General features: G+C 74.2%; 19 protein-coding genes. 18 read left to right on the forward strand and 1 reads right to left on the reverse strand.

Going from position 1 to position 20240, the window contains the following annotated elements:
- The first annotated feature begins 97 nt into the window (after nucleotides 1-97).
- The 10 genes from D3272_RS13715 to D3272_RS13760 all read left to right on the forward strand — a co-directional run bounded on the left by D3272_RS13715 (nucleotide 98) and on the right by D3272_RS13760 (nucleotide 12053).
- On the forward strand, nucleotides 98-1141 hold the full coding sequence (locus D3272_RS13715; RefSeq protein WP_129219775.1) for an ABC transporter substrate-binding protein: 1044 nt from the start codon (nucleotides 98-100) through the stop codon (nucleotides 1139-1141).
- Nucleotides 1138-2181 (forward strand): FecCD family ABC transporter permease, encoded by a 1044-nt coding sequence (locus D3272_RS13720; protein ID WP_129219776.1) that lies wholly within the window; start codon nucleotides 1138-1140, stop codon nucleotides 2179-2181. The genes D3272_RS13715 and D3272_RS13720 overlap by 4 nt, the downstream gene beginning before the upstream one ends.
- Nucleotides 2178-2945: an ABC transporter ATP-binding protein gene (locus D3272_RS13725; RefSeq protein WP_129219777.1), complete on the forward strand. Its 768-nt coding sequence runs from the start codon at nucleotides 2178-2180 to the stop codon at nucleotides 2943-2945. The genes D3272_RS13720 and D3272_RS13725 overlap by 4 nt, the downstream gene beginning before the upstream one ends.
- 121 nt (nucleotides 2946-3066) lie before the next feature.
- Entirely contained in the window at nucleotides 3067-3708 is a 642-nt protein-coding gene (locus tag D3272_RS13730; protein WP_129219778.1) for an SCO family protein, read from the forward strand.
- 592 nt (nucleotides 3709-4300) lie between these two features.
- Nucleotides 4301-4825 carry a copper chaperone PCu(A)C gene (locus D3272_RS13735; protein ID WP_165361345.1) on the forward strand — a complete coding sequence of 175 codons (525 nt, stop codon included), beginning with the start codon at nucleotides 4301-4303 and terminating at the stop codon, nucleotides 4823-4825.
- A gap of 383 nt (nucleotides 4826-5208) precedes the next feature.
- The gene (gspG, locus tag D3272_RS13740; protein ID WP_129219779.1) at nucleotides 5209-5628 is read left to right on the forward strand and encodes a type II secretion system major pseudopilin GspG; all 420 of its coding nucleotides are present in this window, start codon (nucleotides 5209-5211) and stop codon (nucleotides 5626-5628) included.
- A gap of 35 nt (nucleotides 5629-5663) precedes the next feature.
- Nucleotides 5664-6302 (forward strand): SCO family protein, encoded by a 639-nt coding sequence (locus D3272_RS13745; RefSeq protein WP_165361346.1) that lies wholly within the window; start codon nucleotides 5664-5666, stop codon nucleotides 6300-6302.
- A gap of 27 nt (nucleotides 6303-6329) precedes the next feature.
- Nucleotides 6330-9077 (forward strand): galactose oxidase-like domain-containing protein, encoded by a 2748-nt coding sequence (locus tag D3272_RS13750; protein WP_129219781.1) that lies wholly within the window; start codon nucleotides 6330-6332, stop codon nucleotides 9075-9077.
- Nucleotides 9078-9198: 121 nt separating this feature from the next.
- The gene (gene gspD / locus D3272_RS13755) at nucleotides 9199-11598 is read left to right on the forward strand and encodes a type II secretion system secretin GspD (protein WP_129219782.1); all 2400 of its coding nucleotides are present in this window, start codon (nucleotides 9199-9201) and stop codon (nucleotides 11596-11598) included.
- Nucleotides 11595-12053, forward strand: a complete 459-nt coding sequence (locus D3272_RS13760; RefSeq protein WP_129219783.1) for a hypothetical protein — start codon at nucleotides 11595-11597, stop codon at nucleotides 12051-12053. Before gspD ends, D3272_RS13760 begins: the two co-directional genes overlap by 4 nt.
- 155 nt (nucleotides 12054-12208) lie before the next feature.
- Here D3272_RS13760 and D3272_RS13765 read toward each other — a convergent pair whose 3' ends face one another.
- A complete protein-coding gene (locus tag D3272_RS13765; protein ID WP_165361347.1) occupies nucleotides 12209-13138 on the reverse strand; it encodes a type II secretion system protein GspK in 930 nt (309 codons plus the stop codon).
- 132 nt (nucleotides 13139-13270) lie between these two features.
- Between D3272_RS13765 and D3272_RS13770 the strand changes: the two genes are divergently transcribed.
- The 8 genes from D3272_RS13770 to D3272_RS13805 all read left to right on the forward strand — a co-directional run bounded on the left by D3272_RS13770 (nucleotide 13271) and on the right by D3272_RS13805 (nucleotide 20234).
- Complete coding sequence (locus D3272_RS13770) at nucleotides 13271-15109, forward strand: GspE/PulE family protein (RefSeq protein WP_129219785.1); 1839 nt, start codon at nucleotides 13271-13273, stop codon at nucleotides 15107-15109.
- On the forward strand, nucleotides 15109-16365 hold the full coding sequence (locus D3272_RS13775) for a type II secretion system F family protein (protein WP_129219786.1): 1257 nt from the start codon (nucleotides 15109-15111) through the stop codon (nucleotides 16363-16365). Before D3272_RS13770 ends, D3272_RS13775 begins: the two co-directional genes overlap by 1 nt.
- Nucleotides 16362-16802 carry a GspH/FimT family pseudopilin gene (locus tag D3272_RS13780; protein ID WP_129219787.1) on the forward strand — a complete coding sequence of 147 codons (441 nt, stop codon included), beginning with the start codon at nucleotides 16362-16364 and terminating at the stop codon, nucleotides 16800-16802. The genes D3272_RS13775 and D3272_RS13780 overlap by 4 nt, the downstream gene beginning before the upstream one ends.
- Nucleotides 16790-17242 (forward strand): hypothetical protein, encoded by a 453-nt coding sequence (locus tag D3272_RS13785; protein WP_129219788.1) that lies wholly within the window; start codon nucleotides 16790-16792, stop codon nucleotides 17240-17242. Before D3272_RS13780 ends, D3272_RS13785 begins: the two co-directional genes overlap by 13 nt.
- Complete coding sequence (locus tag D3272_RS13790; protein ID WP_129219789.1) at nucleotides 17239-17901, forward strand: hypothetical protein; 663 nt, start codon at nucleotides 17239-17241, stop codon at nucleotides 17899-17901. The genes D3272_RS13785 and D3272_RS13790 overlap by 4 nt, the downstream gene beginning before the upstream one ends.
- Nucleotides 17902-18004: 103 nt before the next feature.
- Entirely contained in the window at nucleotides 18005-19120 is a 1116-nt protein-coding gene (locus D3272_RS13795) for a PilN domain-containing protein (protein ID WP_129219790.1), read from the forward strand.
- Nucleotides 19117-19707: a type II secretion system protein GspM gene (gene gspM, locus D3272_RS13800; RefSeq protein ID WP_129219791.1), complete on the forward strand. Its 591-nt coding sequence runs from the start codon at nucleotides 19117-19119 to the stop codon at nucleotides 19705-19707. The genes D3272_RS13795 and gspM overlap by 4 nt, the downstream gene beginning before the upstream one ends.
- Nucleotides 19704-20234 (forward strand): hypothetical protein, encoded by a 531-nt coding sequence (locus D3272_RS13805; protein WP_129219792.1) that lies wholly within the window; start codon nucleotides 19704-19706, stop codon nucleotides 20232-20234. The genes gspM and D3272_RS13805 overlap by 4 nt, the downstream gene beginning before the upstream one ends.
- Nucleotides 20235-20240 lie beyond the last annotated feature (6 nt).

Here is a 20240-nt window from a genome sequence, read left to right on the forward strand (position 1 = left end):
CCGGACGCGCATCGCGGCCGGCCCGCGACGCCTAAGCCGCCAGCGGCACTTCGGCCGCCCGAGCCCCTCCCTGCCCCGGCCAGCTTCGAGGTCCACCATGGCGCCTGACCGTTTCGCCCGCCGCCTCGCGTCGGTCGCGCTGGCGCTCGCCGGGAGCTTCGCGCTCCTCGGCCCCACGGCCGGCCACGCCGCCGAGCCGACCCGCTACCCGCTGACGATCCAGAACTGCGGCCTCGCCGTCACGGTCGACCACGCGCCGAAGCGCGTCGTCTCCATCGGCCAGGCCACCACGGAGATCCTGCTCTCGCTCGGCCTCGCCGACCGGATCGTCGGGACGGCCGTCTGGTTCGGACCGGTGCTGCCGGCCTTTGCGGCCGAGAACGCCACGATCAAGCGGCTCGCCGACAACGACCCGAGCTTCGAATCGGTCGTGGGCCAGAACCCCGACCTCGTCGCCGCGCAATACGAGTGGCATGTCGGCCCGCACGGCAGCGTCGGCACGCGCCAACAGTTCTCCGATCTCGCGATCCCGACCTACGTGTCGCCCTCGGACTGCGTCGCGAAGGACAATGCGGGCGGCGGCGACGGCGTGCGCCGGCAGATGTTCAGCATGGACCTCGTCTACGGCGAGATCCACGACCTCGCCCGCATCTTCGACGTCGACGCCCGCGGGGACAGGCTCATCGCCGACCTCAGGGCGCGCGAGGCCGCCGCCAAGGCCGCCGTCGCCGGCAAGGCTTCGGGCGTGCCGGTGGTGTTCTGGTTCTCCAGCAAGGACGAGAAGGGCGACGCCTTCGTGGCCGGCAAGAACGGCGCCCCGGCCTTCATGATGCAGGCGCTCGGCGCCCGCAACGTCGTCACCACCGAGGACGAGTGGCCGCTGGCGAGCTGGGAAAGCATCGCGGCCGCCGATCCCGCCGTGATCGTCGTGGGCCAGATGGACAGGCGCCGCTTCCCGGCCGACGATCTCGCCGTGAAGCGCCGGTTCCTCGCCACCGACCCGGTCGTCAGCCAGCTCCGTGCCGTGAAGGAGGGCCATGTGGTGGTGATGGACGCCCAGGACATGAACCCGTCGATCCGCACCATCGACGGCCTGGAGGCGCTGGCGAAGGGCATGGCGGCCGCCGGGCCGATGCGATGAGGGACGAGGGTCGGCCTCGGCTGGACGGGTGGCCGCTGCGGGCCGCGCTGGCGGCGCTGTCCGTCGCCGCGCTGGTCCTCGCCATCGGCCTCGCCGTCTCGACCGGCGAGATGAGGATCCCGCTCGCCGCCGCCCTTGGCGCCATCTGCGACCGGATCTTCGGCACGGCCTTCGCCCCGAGCCGCATCCAGGCCGGCATCGTGTGGGACTACCGTCTCAGCCGCGCCCTGGTCGCCGCCTGCTGCGGCGCGACGCTGGCCCTCTGCGGCGCCATCCTGCAGGCGCTGCTGCGCAACCCGCTGGCGGAGCCCTACGTGCTCGGCATCTCGGCCGGGGCCTCGACCGGGGCCGTGGCGGTGCTGATCGTGGGCTTCGGCGGCGACGTGCTCACGCTGTCGGGCGGCGCCTTCCTCGGCGCCGTCGCGGCGGTGGCGCTGGTGGCGCTGCTGGCGGCGGGCGCGGGTGGCGGCACCGACCGCGTCATCCTGGCCGGGGTCGCGGGATCGCAGCTCTTCAACGCCGTCACCTCCTACATCGTGACGACCTCGGCCAGCGCCGAACAGGCGCGCGGCGTCATGTTCTGGCTGCTCGGCAGCCTCGGCGGCGTGCGCTGGCCCGACGTCTACCTCGCCGCGCCCGTCGCGCTGGCGGGCTTCGCGGTCGCGGCCTTCCACGCCAGGGCGCTCGACGCCTTCGCCTTCGGGTCGGATGCGGCGGCGGCGCTCGGCGTGCCGGTCGGGCGGGTGCGGGCCGTGCTCTTCGGCCTCACCGCCGCCATGGCCGCCACCATGGTCAGCATGGTGGGGTCGATCGGCTTCGTCGGGCTGGTGGTGCCCCATGCGGCGCGCTTCCTCGTCGGTCCCGGCCACGCGCGCCTGTTGCCGGCCTCGCTGGTGATGGGCGCGATCTTCATGGTGCTGGCCGACGTCGTGTCCCGCATCCTCGTCCCCCAGCAGGTGCTGCCCATCGGCGTCGTGACGGCCCTGGTCGGGGCGCCGGCCTTCGCCGCCATCCTGTACCGGTCGCGGCGCCTCGCGTGACGATCCGCCTCGACGCCGTCCGCTGGTCCGCGTCCGGACGGGTGATCGTCGACGGGGTGACGCTCGATGTGGCACCGGGCAGCACCCTGGGTCTCGTCGGCCCGAACGGCTCCGGCAAGTCGAGCCTGCTCCGCCTCGTGTGCCGTCTGCGCCGCGTCGCCAGCGGCGTGGTGACGCTGGACGGCACGGACGTGGCGGCACTGCCGCGCCTCGCCGTCGCGCGCCGCGTCGCCCTCGTCGAACAGCAGGCCGGCACGGAAGCGCAGCTGAACGTCCGACAGGTCGTGGCGCTGGGGCGCACGCCCCACCTCGGCGCCCTGGCACCCTGGACGACGGCCGACGCCGAGGCGGTCGAGACCGCGCTGGACCAGGTCGGCATGGCCGAGCGGCGGGACCAGCCCTGGCACACGCTGTCGGGCGGCGAACGCCAGCGGGTGCAGATCGCCCGGGCCCTCGCCCAGGAGCCGCGGGAGCTCCTCCTCGACGAGCCCACCAACCACCTCGACATCCGGCACCAGCTCGAGATCCTGGGCCTCGTGCGGCGCCTGCCCGCGACCGTGATGGTGGCGCTGCACGACTTGAACCTCGCCGCCATGTTCTGCGACACCCTGGCGGTGCTGCAGGCCGGCCGGATCGTCGCCGCCGGCCCGCCGGAGGCGGTGCTGGACGAAGAGCTGATCCGGTCCGTCTTCGGCGTGCGGGCGCGGGTCGGCCGGTCGCCGCATCACGGCCGGCCGCAGGTCGAGTACCTGGTGGACGTGTGAGTCCACCCGCCCGACGCGCGATGCCGGTCGCCGGTGCCGTCCTGCCGCACCGCCCCGGCATGGCTTCCGCGCCGGGCGGAACCCATCTCACCCCCGTGCAGATCGCGTCCGGAGACCACCCATGACAGAGCGTCGCGTGATCGTGATGATCGGCGGCCTCGCGGCCGCCCTGGCGCTCGGCCTGTCGGCGCTGATCTTCGGCCAGGTGCAATCGGCCGACGGCATGCGCCGCATCGGCGGCCCTTTCGCCATGACGGAGATGACGGGACGGCCCGTGACCGAAGCCGACCTGCGCGGCCGGCCCACGGCCCTGTTCTTCGGCTATACCCACTGCCCCGCCTTCTGCCCGGTGACGCTGCAGATGCTCACCAACGTGCTGGCCCGCATGGGCCCTCAGGCGGACCGGCTCAACGTCGTCTTCGTCACCGTGGACCCCGAGCGCGACACGCCCGAAGCCATGCGGGCCTATCTCGGCTCCTTCGATCCGCGCATCCGCGGCTTCGTCGGCACGCCGGCGCAACTCGCCGCCATGGCGGGCGCCTTCAAGGTCGGGTACCGCCGCGTGCCGCTCGACGGGGGCGACTACACCATGGACCACACCGTCGCCGTGATCCTGCTCGACGCGCGGGGACGCTTCGCCGGCACGGTGACGTCCGACGACGACGAGAAGGCCGTCCAGTCCCGGCTCGAAACCCTGGTCCAGGCCGCGTCGCGGTCGGCCGGCGGTGCCGCAGTGGCGGTCGGCCGGCCAGGGTCGGGCTGAAGCCGACACGTGCCAGTGCCGAGCCGGAGGCGGCATCTGCCGCTTCGGCCCGCATGGTGTCGCCTGTGGCCCGCGGCGGGCGGAGGCCGCCCGCCTTGACAAGGCCCGTCGGGTCACGCTCCCCTCGCCGCCATGGCGACTCCGACGGCATCCGGGTTGCGGCGCAGTCTCGTCGCGGCCCTCATCGTCGCCCTGACCCTCGCCGGTCTGGGCCGCGCCACGGCGTCGGCTGGGCCGGGCAAAGCGCCCCGAGACGCCATCCCCGGCCTCCACGTCCCGATCTGCCACGCGGGCGCGGCCCCGGCCGACCCGGCCCGACCCTCCCGGCACGATTGCTGCGGCGACTGCGCCCTGCTGGCCGCGGCGCTCGTCCCCCCGGCGCTGTCGCGGCCCGCCCCCGCCGTTCGTGCCGCCCCGCGGCTCCGCGCCGTCGCGCCTATGCCCGCCATGGCGCGTCCGCGCGGCCCGCGCCTGTCCCGAGGTCCCCCGGCCGCGTGACGCGGCGCGACACGGAACCCGACCCCTTTCCCAGCCCCGGCCGGCCCGCATCGGCGCTCCCGCACGGCCGCGGGCGGACTTCAGGACCCACCCCATGACACGTTTCAGGACGGCCGGCCGCCTGGCCGGGCTCGCCATCTTCGCCCTCATCCCGATGGCGGCGATGGCCGGCGACGTCACCCTCGGCACCCTCGTCATCCACCAGCCCTGGGCCCGTGCCACGCCCGGGGGCGCCCAGGTGGGCGGCGGCTATCTCACGATCGAGAACCGCGGCACCGCGCCAGACCGCCTCACCGGAGGCTCCCTGGCGGCATCGGCCGGGTTCGAGCTGCATTCCATGACGATGGACGGCGGCGTCATGAGGATGCGGCCCGCCGGGCCGCTGGAGATCCCGCCCGGCCATTCCGTCACGCTGGACCCTTCCGGCCTCCACATCATGTTCACCGGCCTGAAGCGCGGGCTGAAGCAGGGCGAGACGGTTCCGGGCACGCTGGTCTTCGACCATGCCGGCACCGCCAAGGTGGAGTTTACCGTGGAAGGCATCGGCGCCAAGGGGCCGAACGCCGGGGCGGCGACGCCCCACGCGGGCCATTCCATGCCGGGCATGTCCATGGATTGAAGCGGGCCGGGAGCCGACGGCCTCCCCCGTCCGGCGTTCCCCGGTCCGACCTCGCCGCCCGAGCGCATCGGCGCGAAACGCGTCCGGGACGACCGCGTCTGCCGGCGCCGCTGCATCCCGTCGGCCGCCACGACGCCGCGGCCTGAGCGCCTGGTCGTACCGGCGCGGGTCCCGGCCGGGCACACGCGGCGAGAACAACATCGCATTCGTCTAAAATTTTATCTTTAAGCATCGCCAAACACAGGATCGACGTCCAGCGCGATTGCGCTTTGATTCAACTGTTGGGTGCTTTAGAGACCCTCCTGCCTGAACTGATCGTTGAGCCAGGAGCAAGGACACAGATGCCGTATCCCGGAACATCCGGTCGCCGCAGGGCACGGTCCATGCGGCGACGGCGCCGACAGGCCGGCTACACGCTCCTCGAGTTGCTGGTGGTCATGGGTATCCTGGCCGTGCTGACCGCCATCGCGACACCCCAGGTCATGGGCTACTTCAACAAGGCCAAGACCGAGTCGGTGCAGTTGCAGGTACAGAACATCAGCACGGCACTGGAACTCTACTTCATGGAGAACGGCACCTATCCCACCTCGGAGGACGGGTTGCGCGCCCTCGTCGAAGCTCCCGCCGACGCTCCGCGCTGGGCCGGGCCCTACCTCAAGCAGACGCAGGCGCTCATCGACCCCTGGGGCCACCCCTATCAATACGTCTACCCCAACGAGGCGGGTCAATACTCGATCTACTCGCTCGGGTCGAAGACGACCGCGAACGCCTCCGACGATCGCGCGATGGAAGCACGCCGATGATGGCGAAACCCTCACCGATCCCGACGGGATCGACGATGCCGAGCGTTCGACCTGCCCGCCTGATCGCCGGCCTCGCCATGCTGGCGTCGCTGCTGGCGCCGCTGCCGGCCTCGGCGGATGCGGCGCGCGACATGGCGAAGGCCGCCTACGACCTGCCGTTCCTGCTCGACACCGTCGCGGGCGGCCCCACCGTCGACCAGGCCGGTCGGGCGCGGACGGCGGCGGATTTCGCCGACGACCTCGTGGTCGTCGGCCTCGTCACCACCCACTGCCCGAGCCTGTGCGTCATGCGGGCGCTCGACCTGGCGGCGGTCGCCAAGGCCCTGCCGGACGGCGTGAGGGCGCACCTGCGCCTCGTCGCCATCTCGGTCGATCCCGCCGACAGGCCCGCCGACCTCGCGGGCTTCGCCGACGGCCTCCACCTCGATGCCGCGCGCTGGACCCTTCTCGCCACCGATGCCGGGCAGGCCGCCCGCATCCGCGACGCCATCGGCCGGCAGGTACACCGCGCTGGAGACGACGGGGCCGAACCCTCGACCAACCTCTTCCTCTTCGATCGGCGGGGGCGGCTGATGCAGAGCTTCGGCGGACGGGCGCTCGACCGCGCCCGCCTCGCCCGGGACCTCGTCGCGCTCGACGCCTTCGATGCGGCTGCTTCGTCACCCCACCCCTGACCGCAACACCTCCGGAGACCGCAATCCATGACCCCGACGAACGTCCTGCGCCGCCCATCGGGCGCGCGTCACCGCTCCCCCCTGCGCGCCCGCCTCCTCCGAGCCACGATCTCGACCACGCTCCTGGCCGGCTGCGGCGCCCAGGCCCGGGCCGCCGTCTTCCCGGTGGCGCCGACGCCCGCCCAGGACCCGCTGGTGATGAACCTGACGATCCCGGCCGACGCCGCCGTGCACGGCATGTGGTCGGGCGTCCTCCCCTGGTCGCTGGTCGCCATCCACACCGCGCTGCTGCCGAACGGCACGGTGGCGTCCTACGGCTCGCCGACCGGCTCCGCCGTGCAGGACGGCCGGACCTTCGACCTGTGGGATCCCCTCCGCATCGTCGGGAACAGCCCCGTCCACACCACGCTGGCGGGCGTCGCCGCGGTGGACAGCTTCTGCTCGACCTCGGCCGAACTGCCGAACGGAAACCTGCTCGTTTCGGGCGGCATCGTTTCGCCCAGCGGCGCCACCGACGACCATGGCAGCGTGCTGCTGAACGACACCGGCACCGCCGTGACGCAGGCCGGCGCCACGCTGGCCCAGGACAGGTATTACGCGTCCATGGTGACGCTGGGCTCCGGCCTGCCCATCATCCTGGGCGGCAATATCCCCTACAGCTACGGCTACAGCGATCCGGACGGCTACATGGCGTCCGGCTTCATGGGCAGCATGACGCCGGAGGTCTACGACCCCGCATCGGGCTGGCGGAGCCTGTTCGGCGCCAACAGCCGCCTCGCCTTCGGCCCCGACTATTCGCGCTACTGGTACCCCCGGGCCTGGTTGGCGCCGAACGGCAAGCTGTTCGGCATCTCGTCCGAACAGATGTGGTCCCTCGATCCCACGGGGAACGGGTCGGTGACGTCCCTGGGCGGCTTCAAGACCGCCATGAAATTCGACGCCGGCATTTCGGCCGGCACGGCCCCCAACGTCGGCCCGACCTCCACGGCCGTGATGTACGACATCGGCAAGATCCTGCAGGTGGGCGGCAACGGGCGCTACAACGGCGACAAGACGGTGTCGAGCAACCTCGCCACGACCATCGACATCAACGGCGGCTCGCCCGCCGTCCGCGACGTGGCGCCGATGCGCTACGGCCGCCAGTGGGCGACCGCCACGGTCCTTCCGACCGGCCAGGTGGCGGTGACGGGCGGGTCGACCTTCGCCGACAATGACGGAGCCAGCGCCGTGCTGGCCGCCGAGACCTGGGATCCGGCGACGGCGAAATGGACGGTCGGCGCCAGCGGGGCCGTCTACCGCGGCTATCACTCGACCGCGACGCTGCTGCAGGACGGCGCCGTTCTGGTGGCGGGCGGCGGCGTGCCGGGCCCGGTCGACAACCTGAATGCAGAGATCTTCTACCCGTCCTACTTCTTCAAGTCGGTCGCCGGCCGGGCGGTCCTCGCGACCCGTCCGCAGATCGTGAGCCTCAGCACGTCCCAAGTCGCCCACGGGCAGACGCTCGGCGTCGAGGTCAACACCGCGTCGGGGATCGGCAAGGTGGCGTTGGTGCGCCTGAGCGCCACGACCCACTCGTTCAACACGGGACAGCGCTACGTCAACCTCAGCTTCACGGTGGCGGGCAACGTGCTCTCCTTGGCGGTGCCGTCGTCGCCCAACACCGCGCCTCCCGGCTACTACCAGGTCGTGGTCGTGGACAGCAACGGCGTGCCGTCTCCCGGCGTCATCGTGGCCCTCGGGGCCGGCATGGCGCCGCCGACCACCCGGATGGTGCCGGCCAACATCGCGGTTCCGCTGGCGGGAGAGGGCTGGAGCACCTGCGCGGCCGAGGGCGGCACCTGCACGGCCGCCGGCACCCAGGCCGTCGCGTTCGGCAGCGGCACGCAATGGATCACCCAGCCCGTGAGCGGCACGGTCGCCTGCACGGTCGCGGCCTTCGGGGCCGACCCCATGTTCGGCACCGCGAAGTCCTGCCGCATCCAGTCGGGGCAGGCGGTGGCCGGCGGCACGACGCCTGCCCCATCCGGCGGAAGCGGCACGGCGGGGACCACGGGCGGCGGGAGCGGCACGGCGGGCGGCGGCTCGGGCGGGACCGCGGCGCCGACCGCCGTCACCATCGGCAGCGGCGGCGTGAAGATCGCGGCGGCGCCCGACGGCACGACCGCGACCGTCAATACCTCCAACAACATCTGGGTGTCCAACCTCGGCAGCGGCTGGCAGATGTTGCCCGGCACCTTCAAGGACGTCGCCGTGCTGGGGGCCAACCGGTTCTATGCGATCGGCCTCGACGACAACGTGTATCGCTATGCGGGCGGAGCCTGGAGCCAGGTCGGCACCTATGCCAACGCCATCTCGGCCGCGTCGGACGGCACGATCGCCATCGTCAACGACCAGAACGGCACCATCTACCTGAAGACCACCGACGACGCCGGCTGGAACTGGCAGGCGGTGCCCGGCACGGCGGCCAAGCGCGTCGCCCTGGTGAAGAGCGGCTCGATCTACTACGTCGGCACCGACGGCAACGTTTGGCGGACGGACGGCAGGACGGCGCCGGTCCAGGTGGGGAATGCCGCCAGCGCCATCGCCGCCTCGGCGGACGGCAGCGTCACCGTCGTCGGCAGCGGTGCCGACCAGGTCGGCGCGCTGTGGCGCAAGCCGACCGACGACGGGCAGTGGAACTGGTCGCAGGTCCCGGGCACCGCCGTCCAGGTGGCGGCACCCGACCGCACCATGCTGGTGACGGTATCGGCCTCGGGCGACATCGTCCGCCGCTGACGCCGAGCGGGACGCCGACACAGCCGTCGGCGTTCCGTTCACCACTATTTAAGCACGTCCCTTTACCTTCGACTCACCGTTGCAATCGCATCGATCGTGATGAGAGTCGAACATCGTGCGCTTGAAACGTTCAACGATCTTTGCGGTCCTTTGCCTCTACCTCGGCCTCTGTACCGGCACCGCCGCCCCGGCCCCGGCGGCGCAACGCGGCGGACCCGTCCCGACCGACGGGGGATCGGCCTTCCCCACGCTCCGGGCCGATCACGGCAAGGACGACGTCGCCCCGCCGTGGGGCGATGGGCCCCGCTCGCCGATGGTCCCGATCCCCCTGCCCCAGGCCTATTCGCAGGCCGTCCCCTTCATGGCCTTCGGCAACGGCCACCTCATCCGGAGCGCGCCGCGCCGCGACCCCGCCGAGGCTTCGGCCGGCACCATCACGCTGAACCTGCAGGGCGTGCCCGTGGCCCAGGCGGCCAGGACCGTGCTGGGCGACATCATGGGCGCCAACTACATGGTCGACCCGCGCCTGAACGGCACCGTCACGGTGCAGACGACGCAGCCCATCACCAAGGCGGCGGCACTCGACCTGCTGCAGGCCGCCCTGCTGCCCGACGGCGGCACGGTGATCAAGGCCGGCGGCATCTTCAAGGTCGTGCCGGTGGACCTCGCCGCCACCGGGAGCATCACCACCAACGGCGCGCCCGTCTCCAGCCTCGACGGCACGGGCTTCCGCGTGGTCTCGCTCCGCTACGTCGCCGCCAGCGAGATGGCCCGGCTGCTCGAGCCCATCGTGCCCAAGGGGACGATCGTGGAGGCCGACGACGCCCGCAACATCCTGGCGCTGCGAGGGTCGGCGGCGAGCCTGCGGGCCGTGCTCGACACGGTCGCGAGCTTCGACGTCGACGTGATGCGCGGCATGTCCTTCGGCATCGTCCCGGTCAAGACGAAGCAGCCCGAGCGGATGGTCGAAGACCTCAAGGCGATCTTCGCGTCCGACAAGGACGGGCCGCTGAAGGGGCGGGTGCGCTTCCTGGCCAACGGCCGCATCGGCGCCGTCCTGGTCGTGACGTCCGAGCCGAGCTATCTCGCCCTGGCGCAGGACTGGATCCGCCGGCTCGACGCGCAGCGCGAGGGGAGCGAGCCGGAACTCCACATCTATCCGGTCCAGAACCGCCCCGCGCGGGAACTCGCCAAGGTGCTGCAGGCCATGTTCGGCGACGACACGGCCGCGGCCGGCGTGACGGGCTCGCTCGTGGCGCCGCGCTCCGCCGCCGCGGCCTTCGGCCTCGCCGCGACGGCAGGGAGCGCCGGCGGCATGGGCTCCGGCGGCATGGGCTCCGGCGGCATGGGCTCCAGCAGCGGCTCCTTCTCGCCGGGCGGGTTCGGCGGCGGCATGGGGAGCGGCAGCTCCGAAGCCGCGCCCGCCCCGGGCGCCGCCGCCGGCTGGTCGGCGACCGGCTCGAGCCCCGGCTCCGCGCGGAACGCCCGGGCGGCCGGAGCCGGCGGGACGGGCCTTGCCGGCGGCGGCTCCGCCGCGACCGGAGGCGACGGCGCCGATGCCGGCGGACCGACGACGGCCGTGTCGCAGCCGCGGCTCAAGATCGTCGCCGACGACGTCAAGAACGCCCTCCTCATCATGGCGGACCGCAACGACTACCGCCGCATCCTCAAGGTGGTCCGCTCCATGGACGTCGTCGCCAGCCAGGTGATGATCCAGGCCGCCGTCGCCGAAGTGACGCTGAACGACCAGCTGCAATACGGCGTGCAGTGGCAGTTGCAGAAGGACGGACACGCGGCGCGGACGAGCTTCACCGATGCGGCCAAGGCGAGCGTCGCCGCCGTCTATCCGGGCTTCAACTACGCCATGAACGTCGGCAGCATCGCGTCGACGCTGAGCGCGCTCAACGCCATCACCCACGTCAACGTGATCTCGACGCCGTCGCTGATGGTGCTCGACAGCAAAACCGCCGCTCTGCAGATCGGCGACCAGGTCCCCATCACGACCCAGACCGCCACCAGCACCGTGACGACCAACGGCGCGATCGTGAACGCGGTCGAGATGCGCGACACCGGCGTCATCCTGTCGGTGACGCCCCGCATCAACGAGAGCGGGCGCATCCAGCTCGACATCGAGCAGGAGGTCAGCGCCGTCGTGCAGACGACGAGTTCCAACATCGATTCCCCCACCATCCAGCAGCGCCGGGTCAAGACCACGGTGGTGGTCAAGGACGGCGAAGTGCTGGCCCTGGGCGGCATGATCCAGTCCAAGGTCGAGAAGGACAGTTCCGAGATCCCCTTCCTCGGGCAGATCCCGGGGATCGGCGCCGCCTTCGCGTCCCGCAACCACCGGGTCACCAAGACCGAGCTCATCATCCTCATCACGCCGCGCATCGTGCGCGACACGGTGGAAGCCCGCCGCGTCACCGAAGACTACCGGCGCGACGTGCATGCCTATGCGGCGCCCGAATCCGACGACCGCGGCATGGCCAACACCGCCCGACGCATGCTGGAGCATCCATGAGCGACCCCGCCTTTCGCCGCGCCCGCCCTGCCCTGCTGGCCGCCGGCCTGATGCAGGCGATGCTCGGCGGCTGCTCCGCGCCGGCCGCGGGCGTTCCGTCGCTGCAGTCGCCGCCGCCCTACAGGCTCTTCGACGTCGACAGGACCATGTCCTGCGCGGCTGTGGCGGCTTCCTTCCACGACGCGGCCGTGCGGGCCGCCCGCCTCCGCCATTGGCTGTCGGTCGGGCCCCTGCCGGGGTACGGGCTCGGCCGCTTCGAGGCGGATGCCCCGGCCAGGCTGGAGGACGAGCGGGGCAGGCTCGATGCCCTGACCGACCTCCAGCGCTTCAAAGGGTGCCCGGTCGAGGACCCGGTCGCCGCGGTGGCGGCCGAGATGGCCCGGCTGGCGCCCCACCCGGCCGGCTCCCTGGCGCCCGCCGCCCCGGAGCCCGTCGTGCTGCGCCGCCTCGGCTGAGGGCTCGGTTGAGCGTTCGTGAGCGGCCGCCTTTCTGCCCGAAGCCGACGCGACGTTGCTCGACGGGCCCGGACGCCATTCCGGCACCGGTCCGATCCCTCCACGACCTCCGACGGGGGAGCGAAGCCGGCCAGGGCGCCGGCCCGCCCCTCGCCCTATCGGTCCGGGCGCAGGCAGGGGGGCGCCGCGCCCGGGTCGGTCGCCGAGGCCTCGTCCGGCGCCGGCGTGCCGCGGCGCCACTCGGCGATCCGGTAGGGCGAGCCGCCCGCCCCGACGTCGACCAGAGCTTCGCGTACCGCCACGGCGCCGCGCAGGGTGCGCGCCACGGCCCGGACCGTGACGGGCCCGGAGCTGGCGACGGCTCCCGGCAGTTCGCCGGCACGGGCGGCGTCGGGCGGGCGCAGCCCGAGCAGCGCCAGCAGGGCCGGCGCGGCGGCGTCGGGGTCGGGCTCGGGACTGCCGGCCATGACGGTGACGAAGGGCAGCGCCGCCGCGACGAGATCCGGCGGCACGCCCGGCACCTGGTCGAGTTCCAGCACCGTGACGAAGGGCGCTCGCTTCGGCCCATCCGGCAGGCCGTCGGCCCGGGGCGCCGTCGCCTGGCCGGGCGCGAGCCCGTCGTCTCCGGGCGTGCGGAACGCCACGATGGCCCGGGCGACGGCGGCGCCCCGCGCGGGGTCGCGCGTCAGCCCCGCGAAAAGCCGCGCCAGCAGGGGCAAGGGCGAGGCGTTGAGGTCGACCTTGCCGGCCTCCCGCGACACCAGGATGCGGACGGCGGAGCCGTCCGGCAGGTTGCACCCGAGCGGCACGGGCCGGCGCAGGGGCGGGTCCCCCGCCAGGGCCCGCAAAATGCCGAGGTCGACGGCGCTCTCGGCATCGGCGGCGGCCTGGGCGATGGCGGCGAGGTCGCCCGCGTCCCGTGCCCGGTTGCGCGCGCCGACGATCGCCATCGTGCCGAGCAGCGTGACGAGGCCGAGGCCCCACACCACCACGACGAGGGCGAAGCCGGCGGCCGGGCCCGGCCGGCTCCGGCCCGTCCGGCGCCGGTGCGCCCCCGCCCGGCCACGCCCCGGTCCTCCCTCCACGTCACTCTCCCGGCTCGGCATCGACCACGGCCCGCAACAAACGCGCGATAAATCCAGCCAACACCGCCGCGATGCAAGGACCGGTTAAGCCCCGTGCCGCATCTAGGGGCACCGGAACCGGATCGGAACCACATGCTTCAAAGCGCGTTCGAGCCGCCGAGTGCCGTGGCGCCCGCCGCCGGATGCCGAAACGTGCTCGGGCCGCGGGAGCCGGGCTTCGCCGAAGCCTTCAGTGCCCTGTTGACGGCGCTCCGGCTCGGAGACCCCGCCGCCTTGGCGCGGGCGCGCCGGGCCTCCGAGGCCACGGGCGAGCGCTTCGACACCGTCCTGACGACGCTCGGCCTCATCGCCGAGGACGACCTCGCCACCGCCTATGCGGCCCATGCCGGCCTCGCCGTCGTGGAGCCCGAGGCGGTGCCGCTGCGCCCGGTGGACCTCGGGCCGGTCGATCCCGCCTTCCTCAAGGCGAACCGCCTGTTGCCGCTGCGACGCGGCGGGGACGCCCTCGCCCTCGCCGTGGTCGATCCCTTCCTCGCCGAGCCCGTCGCGGCCCTGCGCTACAAGCTCGGCCTGCGGATCGACACGGTTCTGATCACCCCGGGCGATTTCGAGGCGGGTTTCGCGGCGCTCTACGGAGAGGGACCGAACCGCGCCGCGACGGGCCCCGCGCCGTTCGGCGCCACGCCGTTCGGCGCCACGCCGTTCGGCGCCACGCCGTTCGGCGCCACGCCGTTCGGCGCCACGCCCGGCCCCGACGCCAACGACCTCGATGTCGAGCGGCTGCGCGACATCGCCAACGAGGCGCCGGTGGTCCGCCTCGTCAACCAGCTCATCGCGCGGGCGGCCGAGCGGCGCGCGTCGGACATCCACGTGGAGCCCGGCCGCGATGCCGTGGCGGTCCGCTACCGCATCGACGGCGTGCTGCAGCCCGAGACGAGCGTCGACACGCAACTGCGCGCCGCCCTCACCACCCGCATCAAGATCATGGCGAAGCTCGACATCGCCGAGCGGCGCCTGCCGCAGGACGGGCGCATCAAGACCGTGGTCCGGGGCGTCGAGCTCGACATCCGCGTCGCGACGCTGCCGACCGCCTTCGGCGAAAGCATCGTCATGCGGCTCCTCGACCGCACCCGCGTCGACCTGCTGCTCGACCGCATCGGCCTGTCGCCCCCGATCCATGCGGGGCTGCGCCGGCTCCTCGCGCGCCCGAACGGCATCGTGCTGGTGACGGGCCCCACCGGCAGCGGCAAGACCACGACGCTCTACGCGGCCTTGAACCAGATCGACCGGCCCGGCCTGAAGATCTTCACCGTCGAGGACCCGATCGAGTACCAGATCCCCAACGTCAGCCAGGTGCAGGTCCAACCGCAGATCGGCCTCGACTTCCCCCGCGCGCTCCGCTCCATCCTGCGCCAGGACCCCGACATCGTGATGATCGGCGAGATCCGCGACCTCGACACGGCCCGCATCGCCATCCAGGCCGCTCTGACCGGCCACCTCGTGCTCTCGACCCTGCACACCAACGATGCGGTGTCGGCCGTGACGCGACTGGTCGACATCGGCGTCGAACCCTACCTGCTCGGCGCCACGGTGGCGGGCGTCATGGCGCAGCGCCTGGTCCGCCGCCTCTGCCCGGCCTGCGCCCGGCCCCACCCCGGCGCGGCGCGGATCGCCGCCGACCTCGGCGCGCGGGGCTTCGCGTGCGGGCCCGTCGACCCCGCGGCGATCCGCGAAGCGGTGGGCTGCGAGGCCTGCCGGGGGACGGGCTATGCGGGCCGGCTGATCGTCGCCGAACTGCTCGACATCGACGACGACCTGCGGGCCGGCATCGGCCGGGACCCGTCGGGCACCGCCCTCGCCGGGATCGCGGCCGGCAAGGGTCACCGCGGGCTCTTCGCCGACGGTGCCCGCAAGGTGCTCGACGGGCAGACCACGCTCGACGAGGTGCTGCGCGTGGCATCGGCGCCCTGATGCCGGCGCCGGGTCTGTTCCCCTATCGCTACCGGGCCTACCGGGGCGACGGCAGCGTCGTGGTCGCCACCATCGACGCCGCGAGCCCCGAGGCCGCCGTCGCCGCCGTCTACGATGCCGGGCTGACGCCGTTCGAGACCGTTCGGGTCGCCGCCCGCGGGGATCGGGTCGCCGCCCGCCGGGCCCGGAGCGTCGCCGGCCCGGCGGGACCGTCCGACCGGCTTTCGCTAAAGGAGCTGCGGGCCTTCACCGTCGAGCTCGCCACCCTCACCCTGGCGGAGCTGCCGCTCGACGAGGCCATGCGCAGCGTCGCCGGCCCCGGGGCCAAGCCCAAGGCCGGGCGCCTGGCCCGCAGCCTTCTGGCCGACCTGCTCGGGGGCGCGCAGCTGTCGGAGGCCATGGCCCGGCACCCCCGGAGCTTCCCGCCGGACTACCGCGCCATCGTCGGGGCGGGCGAAGCCGGCGCCGCCCTGCCGCGGGTTCTCGGCGAGCTGGCCGAAGCCCTGGCCCGCAGGGTCGAGGTGCGCGGCAAGCTGCTGGCCGCCATGGTCTATCCCGCCATCCTGCTCGCCATGTCGCTGGCATCCGTCGGCGTCATCGTCGCCGTGCTGGTGCCGAACCTCACGCCCATCTTCACCGACGCCGGCCTGCCGCTGCCCGGCATCCTCGGCACGCTCGTGGCGGCGCGCGACGCGTCCGGCGCGGCGGCGGCCGTGGCGCTGGCCGTCGGGCTTGCGCTCGCCGGCCTCGCCAGGGCCGGCACGCGCGACCCGATGGTCCGCCTCGCCGCCGACCGGCTGCTGGTCCGGCTGCCGGTCCTCGGCGCTTTCCTCACCGCGGGTGAGGCGGCCCGCTTCCTGCGCGGGCTCGGCACGCTGATCGGGGCCGGCGTGCCCATGATGGGGGCGCTGCGCATCGCGCTCGACCTCGTCGCCAACCGGGACCTCGCGCGGCGCTACGCGGCGTCTCTGGAGCGCGTGCCGAACGGCGAGTCGCTCACGGCCTCGCTCGGCGACGCCGCCCTCGTGCCGGCTTCCGCCCTGCGCTTCGTCGCGCTGGGCGAGGAGACCGGCCGGCTCGGCCCGATGCTGTCGAAGGCGGCGGGCCTGCTGGAAGGCGACCAGCAGCGGGCGATCGACCGGCTCCTGTCGCTGCTGACGCCCGTGATGACGCTGGCCGTGGGCGGGGCCGTCGGGGCACTCATCATGTCGGTGATGGGCGCCGTCCTGTCCATCAACGACCTGGCGTTCAAGTGAAGCTGAGGCGACGCGGCGGGGCCGCGGGCTTCACGCTGGTCGAGCTTCTCGTCACGATGGCGATCCTCGGCGGCGTGATGGCGCTCGTCGTGGCGGCCAGGCCGCGCGCGGCGACGCTGCGGCTCGACGCCACCGCCCGGGCGATCGCGTCCGGCCTGCGGGCCGCCCGTGCGCGCGCCATGCTGAGCGGCACCGAAGCCACCTTCGTGCTCGACGGCGCTGCCCGGACCTACGGCCCGCCGCGCGACCCGCGGCCGCTGCCGGCCGACATGGCCGTGGCGGTCGCGGTGGCGTCGAGCGAGCGGGACCACGACGCGGGCGCCTTCCGCTTCTACCCGGACGGACGCTGCACCGGAGGCTCGCTGACCATCAGCCTCGGGGACCGCGCCGTCCTCGTCACGGTCGACTGGCTGACGGGCGAGCCATGGATCCGCTGACGAGGGGTCCGGCGCCGCGACGCCGATGCCCGGGCGGGCGCAACCGGCCGGCCGGCGGGCGGGCCGGCTTCGTGCTGGCCGAAACGCTCGTCGCCTTCGCGGTGCTGGCGGTCGGCCTCGGCCTCATCTTCACCGGCATCGCGGTGGCGCTCCGCTCCGATGGGCGGGCCGCCGCGAACCGGGCGGCGCTGCGCGAAGCCCAGGGGCTGCTCGCCCGGGCCGGTCTCGTCGAACCGCTGGCGACCTCTGACCGGCATGGCGGCGAGCCCGGGAGCGCCCGCTGGCGCATGACCATCGTCCGCGTCGTTCCGGCTGCGGCCGAAACGGCGACCGCTGGGGCACCGCCGCCGCTCGCGGCCTTCTGGGTCGACGTGACGGTGTCGATGCCGGACGGGTCCGGCGCCGCGCTGGCCGGGCTGAAACTGGCCCAGCGACGATGAGGCGGGGCGGCCGCGACACCCGTGCCCGGCTCCGCCGCGGGCGGGCGGGCCGGCGCCATGCGGGCCAGCGCGGCCTCACGCTGGTCGAGCTCCTCATGGGCCTCGCCCTCCTGGTGCTGGTGACGGGCTTCCTGGCCGCTGGCCTGTCGACGGCCCGGCGCGCCGCCGAGGCGGATGCGGTCGCGGAAACCGCGACGCGGACCGATGCCGCGCTCGCGGCCGCCGTCGATCTCGTCGAAGCGTCGCTGCCCATCGAGACGATCGTGGTCGGGACCCAGCGTGCCACCCTGGCCTTCGACGGCCGGCACGGCAGCCTCGCCGCGATCCTGCTCGGCGACGGGCGGACCCTGCGCGGCGGCCTCGTCTCCCTGACGCTGCGCCGCGAGGGCGATGCCGTCCTGGTCGACGTCGCCCCTGTGCGCGAAGGCGTGGCCCTGGCGGCGGTGGATCCCGACAGGGTCCGGCACGTCACGCTGCTGACCGGCGTGCGGGACCTGCGGATCGGCTACCTCGGCGACGCCGGCCGGGACGGTCGGGCCGCCTGGCGCGACAGCTGGGAGGCGAGCGGGCGGCTGCCGGCCCTGGTGGCGGTGGAGGTCGACTTCCTCGACCCGCGCCGACGCCCGGCCGCCGCGACGGCGGTCCTGCGCCAGCGATGACGGCAGCCCCGGCTTCAACGCATCTTTCACCATCGGGCGTTTAAATTCGCGCCGTTCCACGCATCCTCCGGTCGAGCCGATGCGGGATTCCGGATGCCCATCCATGTCAGGACACGCTTCACCCGCGCCATCGCGGCCGGGCTCCGGCCCGCAGGCGGTCGCGGCGCGGTGGCACGCGGCGGCGGCCTGGTGGCGCGCCGGCGCGCGGGCGAGCCTGCCGGCACGCTGGGCGGCGGCCTGGGGCGGCCGCAGCCGCCCGATTTTCGTCCTGTCGCGGGCCGGCGGCGCCTGGGCGTGCCTCAGGGTCGCCGGCACGGGCGTGACCCCGCTGGACTTCGGCCCCGCCGGCTTCACCCTTGCGGGCCTCGCGGCCTGGCTCGCCGCCCAGGGCCTCGCCCGGGACGACATCCGCCTCGCCGTCGCGCTGCCGCGGGACGAGGTGTTGCTGCGGACGCTGACGCTGCCCGAAAGCGCTCTGCCGCGCCTCGACGCGCTCCTCGAGCAGGAGGTGCTGCGGCGCACCCCCTTCGCGCCGGAGGAGATCTGGCACGGCGGCGAGGTGCTGCCGGGCTCCGGCCCGGTCCGGACCGTGCGGCATTGGATCGCGCGGCGCGACTTCGTGCGGCGGGCACTGGACTCGCTCGGCCTCGAGGAAGCGGCGGTCGACGCCGTCGCGGTCGAGGCGGACGGGGCCGCGCCCGTGGCGGTGGTCCCGCTGCGGGACGGCGGCACCGGGACGGCGCACCCGGATCCCGCACCCCTGCTCAAGGCCGCCGGCGCGGTCGCGCTGCTCGTCACCGCCCTGGCGCTCGCCGGCGCCGACGGCGTCGAGGGCCTGCGGGCGGCGCGGGCGTCGGACGCGCTGGCGGCGGCGCGGCACGATGCGGAGCCCGGCCGCCGCAACGTCGGGGCGCTCCTGGCGATGAAGGCCGTGCCGGGCCTCGGCGCGGCCTGGGCCGAACTTTCGCGCATCGTGCCCGACGATACCTACGTGACGGAGCTGCGCCTCGACGACGGCGCGTTCGCGATGCGGGGCATCTCGGGCAGTGCCGTCAGGCTGCTGCGCACCGTGGACGCGTCGCCGCTCTTCACCGCGGCGGCGCTTTCGGGCGGCATCGAGCCCAACGGCGCCGGCGGGCTGGACCAGTTCGCGCTCTCCTTCGACCTGCGTGCCAGGCCGCCGCGCGCGCGGCGCCCCGCGGCGGCGGCGGCGCGATGAGCCTCGCCGCCGCCCGCCTGCCGCACCGGGCGGCCTTCCTCGGCGTGAACGGCTTCGCCGCCCTGGCGATCGCCGTGCTGGTGGTGCTGCCGGTCGCCCACCGCTTCTCCGACCGAAGAACCGCCATGGCCGAAGACCTCGCGGAAACCCGGCGCCTCGTCGAGACGCGCGGGCGCCTGCGCCTCCTGTCGGCCCGCCTCGTGGGTCCCGGCGATCCCGCGCTGCCGACCGGCGACGACAGCCTCGGCAGTGCCGACCTCCAGGCCATGCTGCAGGACGCGGCCCGCGCCGGGGGGGCGAGTTTCCTCGGCGTGCGGGGCGTGCCGGCGTCGCGCAGGCCCGACCTCCGCCTCGTCGCGGCGCGGCTCGAGGTGGAGGGCCCGCCCGCCGCCATCGCCGCCACGCTGCGCGCCATCGAGGACCACGTGCCCCTGCTCTGGGTCACGGCCGCGGTGCTGCGCGGGACGGGCGGCGGGCCGGTGCCGGGCGCGGCGCTGCGGGCCGAACTGCAGGTGGAGGCCGCCCTCTCCGGCGCCGCCCCCGGCCCGGCGGCGACGGGCCGGCCGGACGGGAGCCCCGGCCGATGATGCGGCCGGCCGCGGCGCCCACCGTGGCGTCCCCCCGGGACTGGCGCCGCCTCGCCCCCGGCCCACGGCTCGCCGCCCTGGCGCTGGCGGGTTGGACGCTGCTGGCGGCGGCCCTGGCCGGTGCCGACCTGGCCGGGGGCGCCGACGCGGACGGCGGGCCCGAACCGGCGCAGGCCGCGCCGGTCCCCGGCACCGCGGCCCCGTCCCTCGCCCCCATCCTGGACCGGCCGCTGTTCAGCCCGAGCCGGCGGCCCGAAGCCGCCGCGCCCCCGACCCCCTTGGCCGCCCCGCCCCCGCCGGCCCCGCCGCGGCACGACCGCCAGATCACACTCAAGGGCGTCTTCATCGACGGGCCCGAGGCCAAGGCCTTCGTGACATCGTCCGACAGGCCCGAAGGCGCCTGGGTGTCGCGCGGCGGCACCGTGAACGGCTGGCGGGTCGCCGCCGTCCTCGCCGGGGAGATCCGGTTGGAGGCCGACGGCGAAGCCTTTTCGGCGTCGATGACGGCCGCGGCGGGCCACCGGTGACGCCGA

Source organism: Lichenibacterium ramalinae, assembly GCF_004137085.1.
In the GTDB taxonomy this organism is placed as follows: Bacteria; Pseudomonadota; Alphaproteobacteria; order Rhizobiales; family Beijerinckiaceae; genus Lichenihabitans; species Lichenihabitans ramalinae.

Coding starts and splice junctions, on each gene's coding strand:
- D3272_RS13715 (WP_129219775.1), top strand. CDS start 98: ATGGCGCCTGACCGTTTCGCCCGCCGCCTCGCGTCGGTCGCGCTGGCG.
- D3272_RS13720 (WP_129219776.1), top strand. CDS start 1,138: ATGAGGGACGAGGGTCGGCCTCGGCTGGACGGGTGGCCGCTGCGGGCC.
- D3272_RS13730 (WP_129219778.1), top strand. CDS start 3,067: ATGACAGAGCGTCGCGTGATCGTGATGATCGGCGGCCTCGCGGCCGCC.
- D3272_RS13735 (WP_165361345.1), top strand. CDS start 4,301: ATGACACGTTTCAGGACGGCCGGCCGCCTGGCCGGGCTCGCCATCTTC.
- gspG (WP_129219779.1), top strand. CDS start 5,209: ATGCGGCGACGGCGCCGACAGGCCGGCTACACGCTCCTCGAGTTGCTG.
- D3272_RS13745 (WP_165361346.1), top strand. CDS start 5,664: ATGCCGAGCGTTCGACCTGCCCGCCTGATCGCCGGCCTCGCCATGCTG.
- D3272_RS13750 (WP_129219781.1), top strand. CDS start 6,330: ATGACCCCGACGAACGTCCTGCGCCGCCCATCGGGCGCGCGTCACCGC.
- D3272_RS13760 (WP_129219783.1), top strand. CDS start 11,595: ATGAGCGACCCCGCCTTTCGCCGCGCCCGCCCTGCCCTGCTGGCCGCC.
- D3272_RS13770 (WP_129219785.1), top strand. CDS start 13,271: ATGCTTCAAAGCGCGTTCGAGCCGCCGAGTGCCGTGGCGCCCGCCGCC.
- D3272_RS13775 (WP_129219786.1), top strand. CDS start 15,109: ATGCCGGCGCCGGGTCTGTTCCCCTATCGCTACCGGGCCTACCGGGGC.
- D3272_RS13785 (WP_129219788.1), top strand. CDS start 16,790: ATGGATCCGCTGACGAGGGGTCCGGCGCCGCGACGCCGATGCCCGGGC.
- D3272_RS13790 (WP_129219789.1), top strand. CDS start 17,239: ATGAGGCGGGGCGGCCGCGACACCCGTGCCCGGCTCCGCCGCGGGCGG.
- D3272_RS13795 (WP_129219790.1), top strand. CDS start 18,005: ATGTCAGGACACGCTTCACCCGCGCCATCGCGGCCGGGCTCCGGCCCG.
- gspM (WP_129219791.1), top strand. CDS start 19,117: ATGAGCCTCGCCGCCGCCCGCCTGCCGCACCGGGCGGCCTTCCTCGGC.
- D3272_RS13805 (WP_129219792.1), top strand. CDS start 19,704: ATGATGCGGCCGGCCGCGGCGCCCACCGTGGCGTCCCCCCGGGACTGG.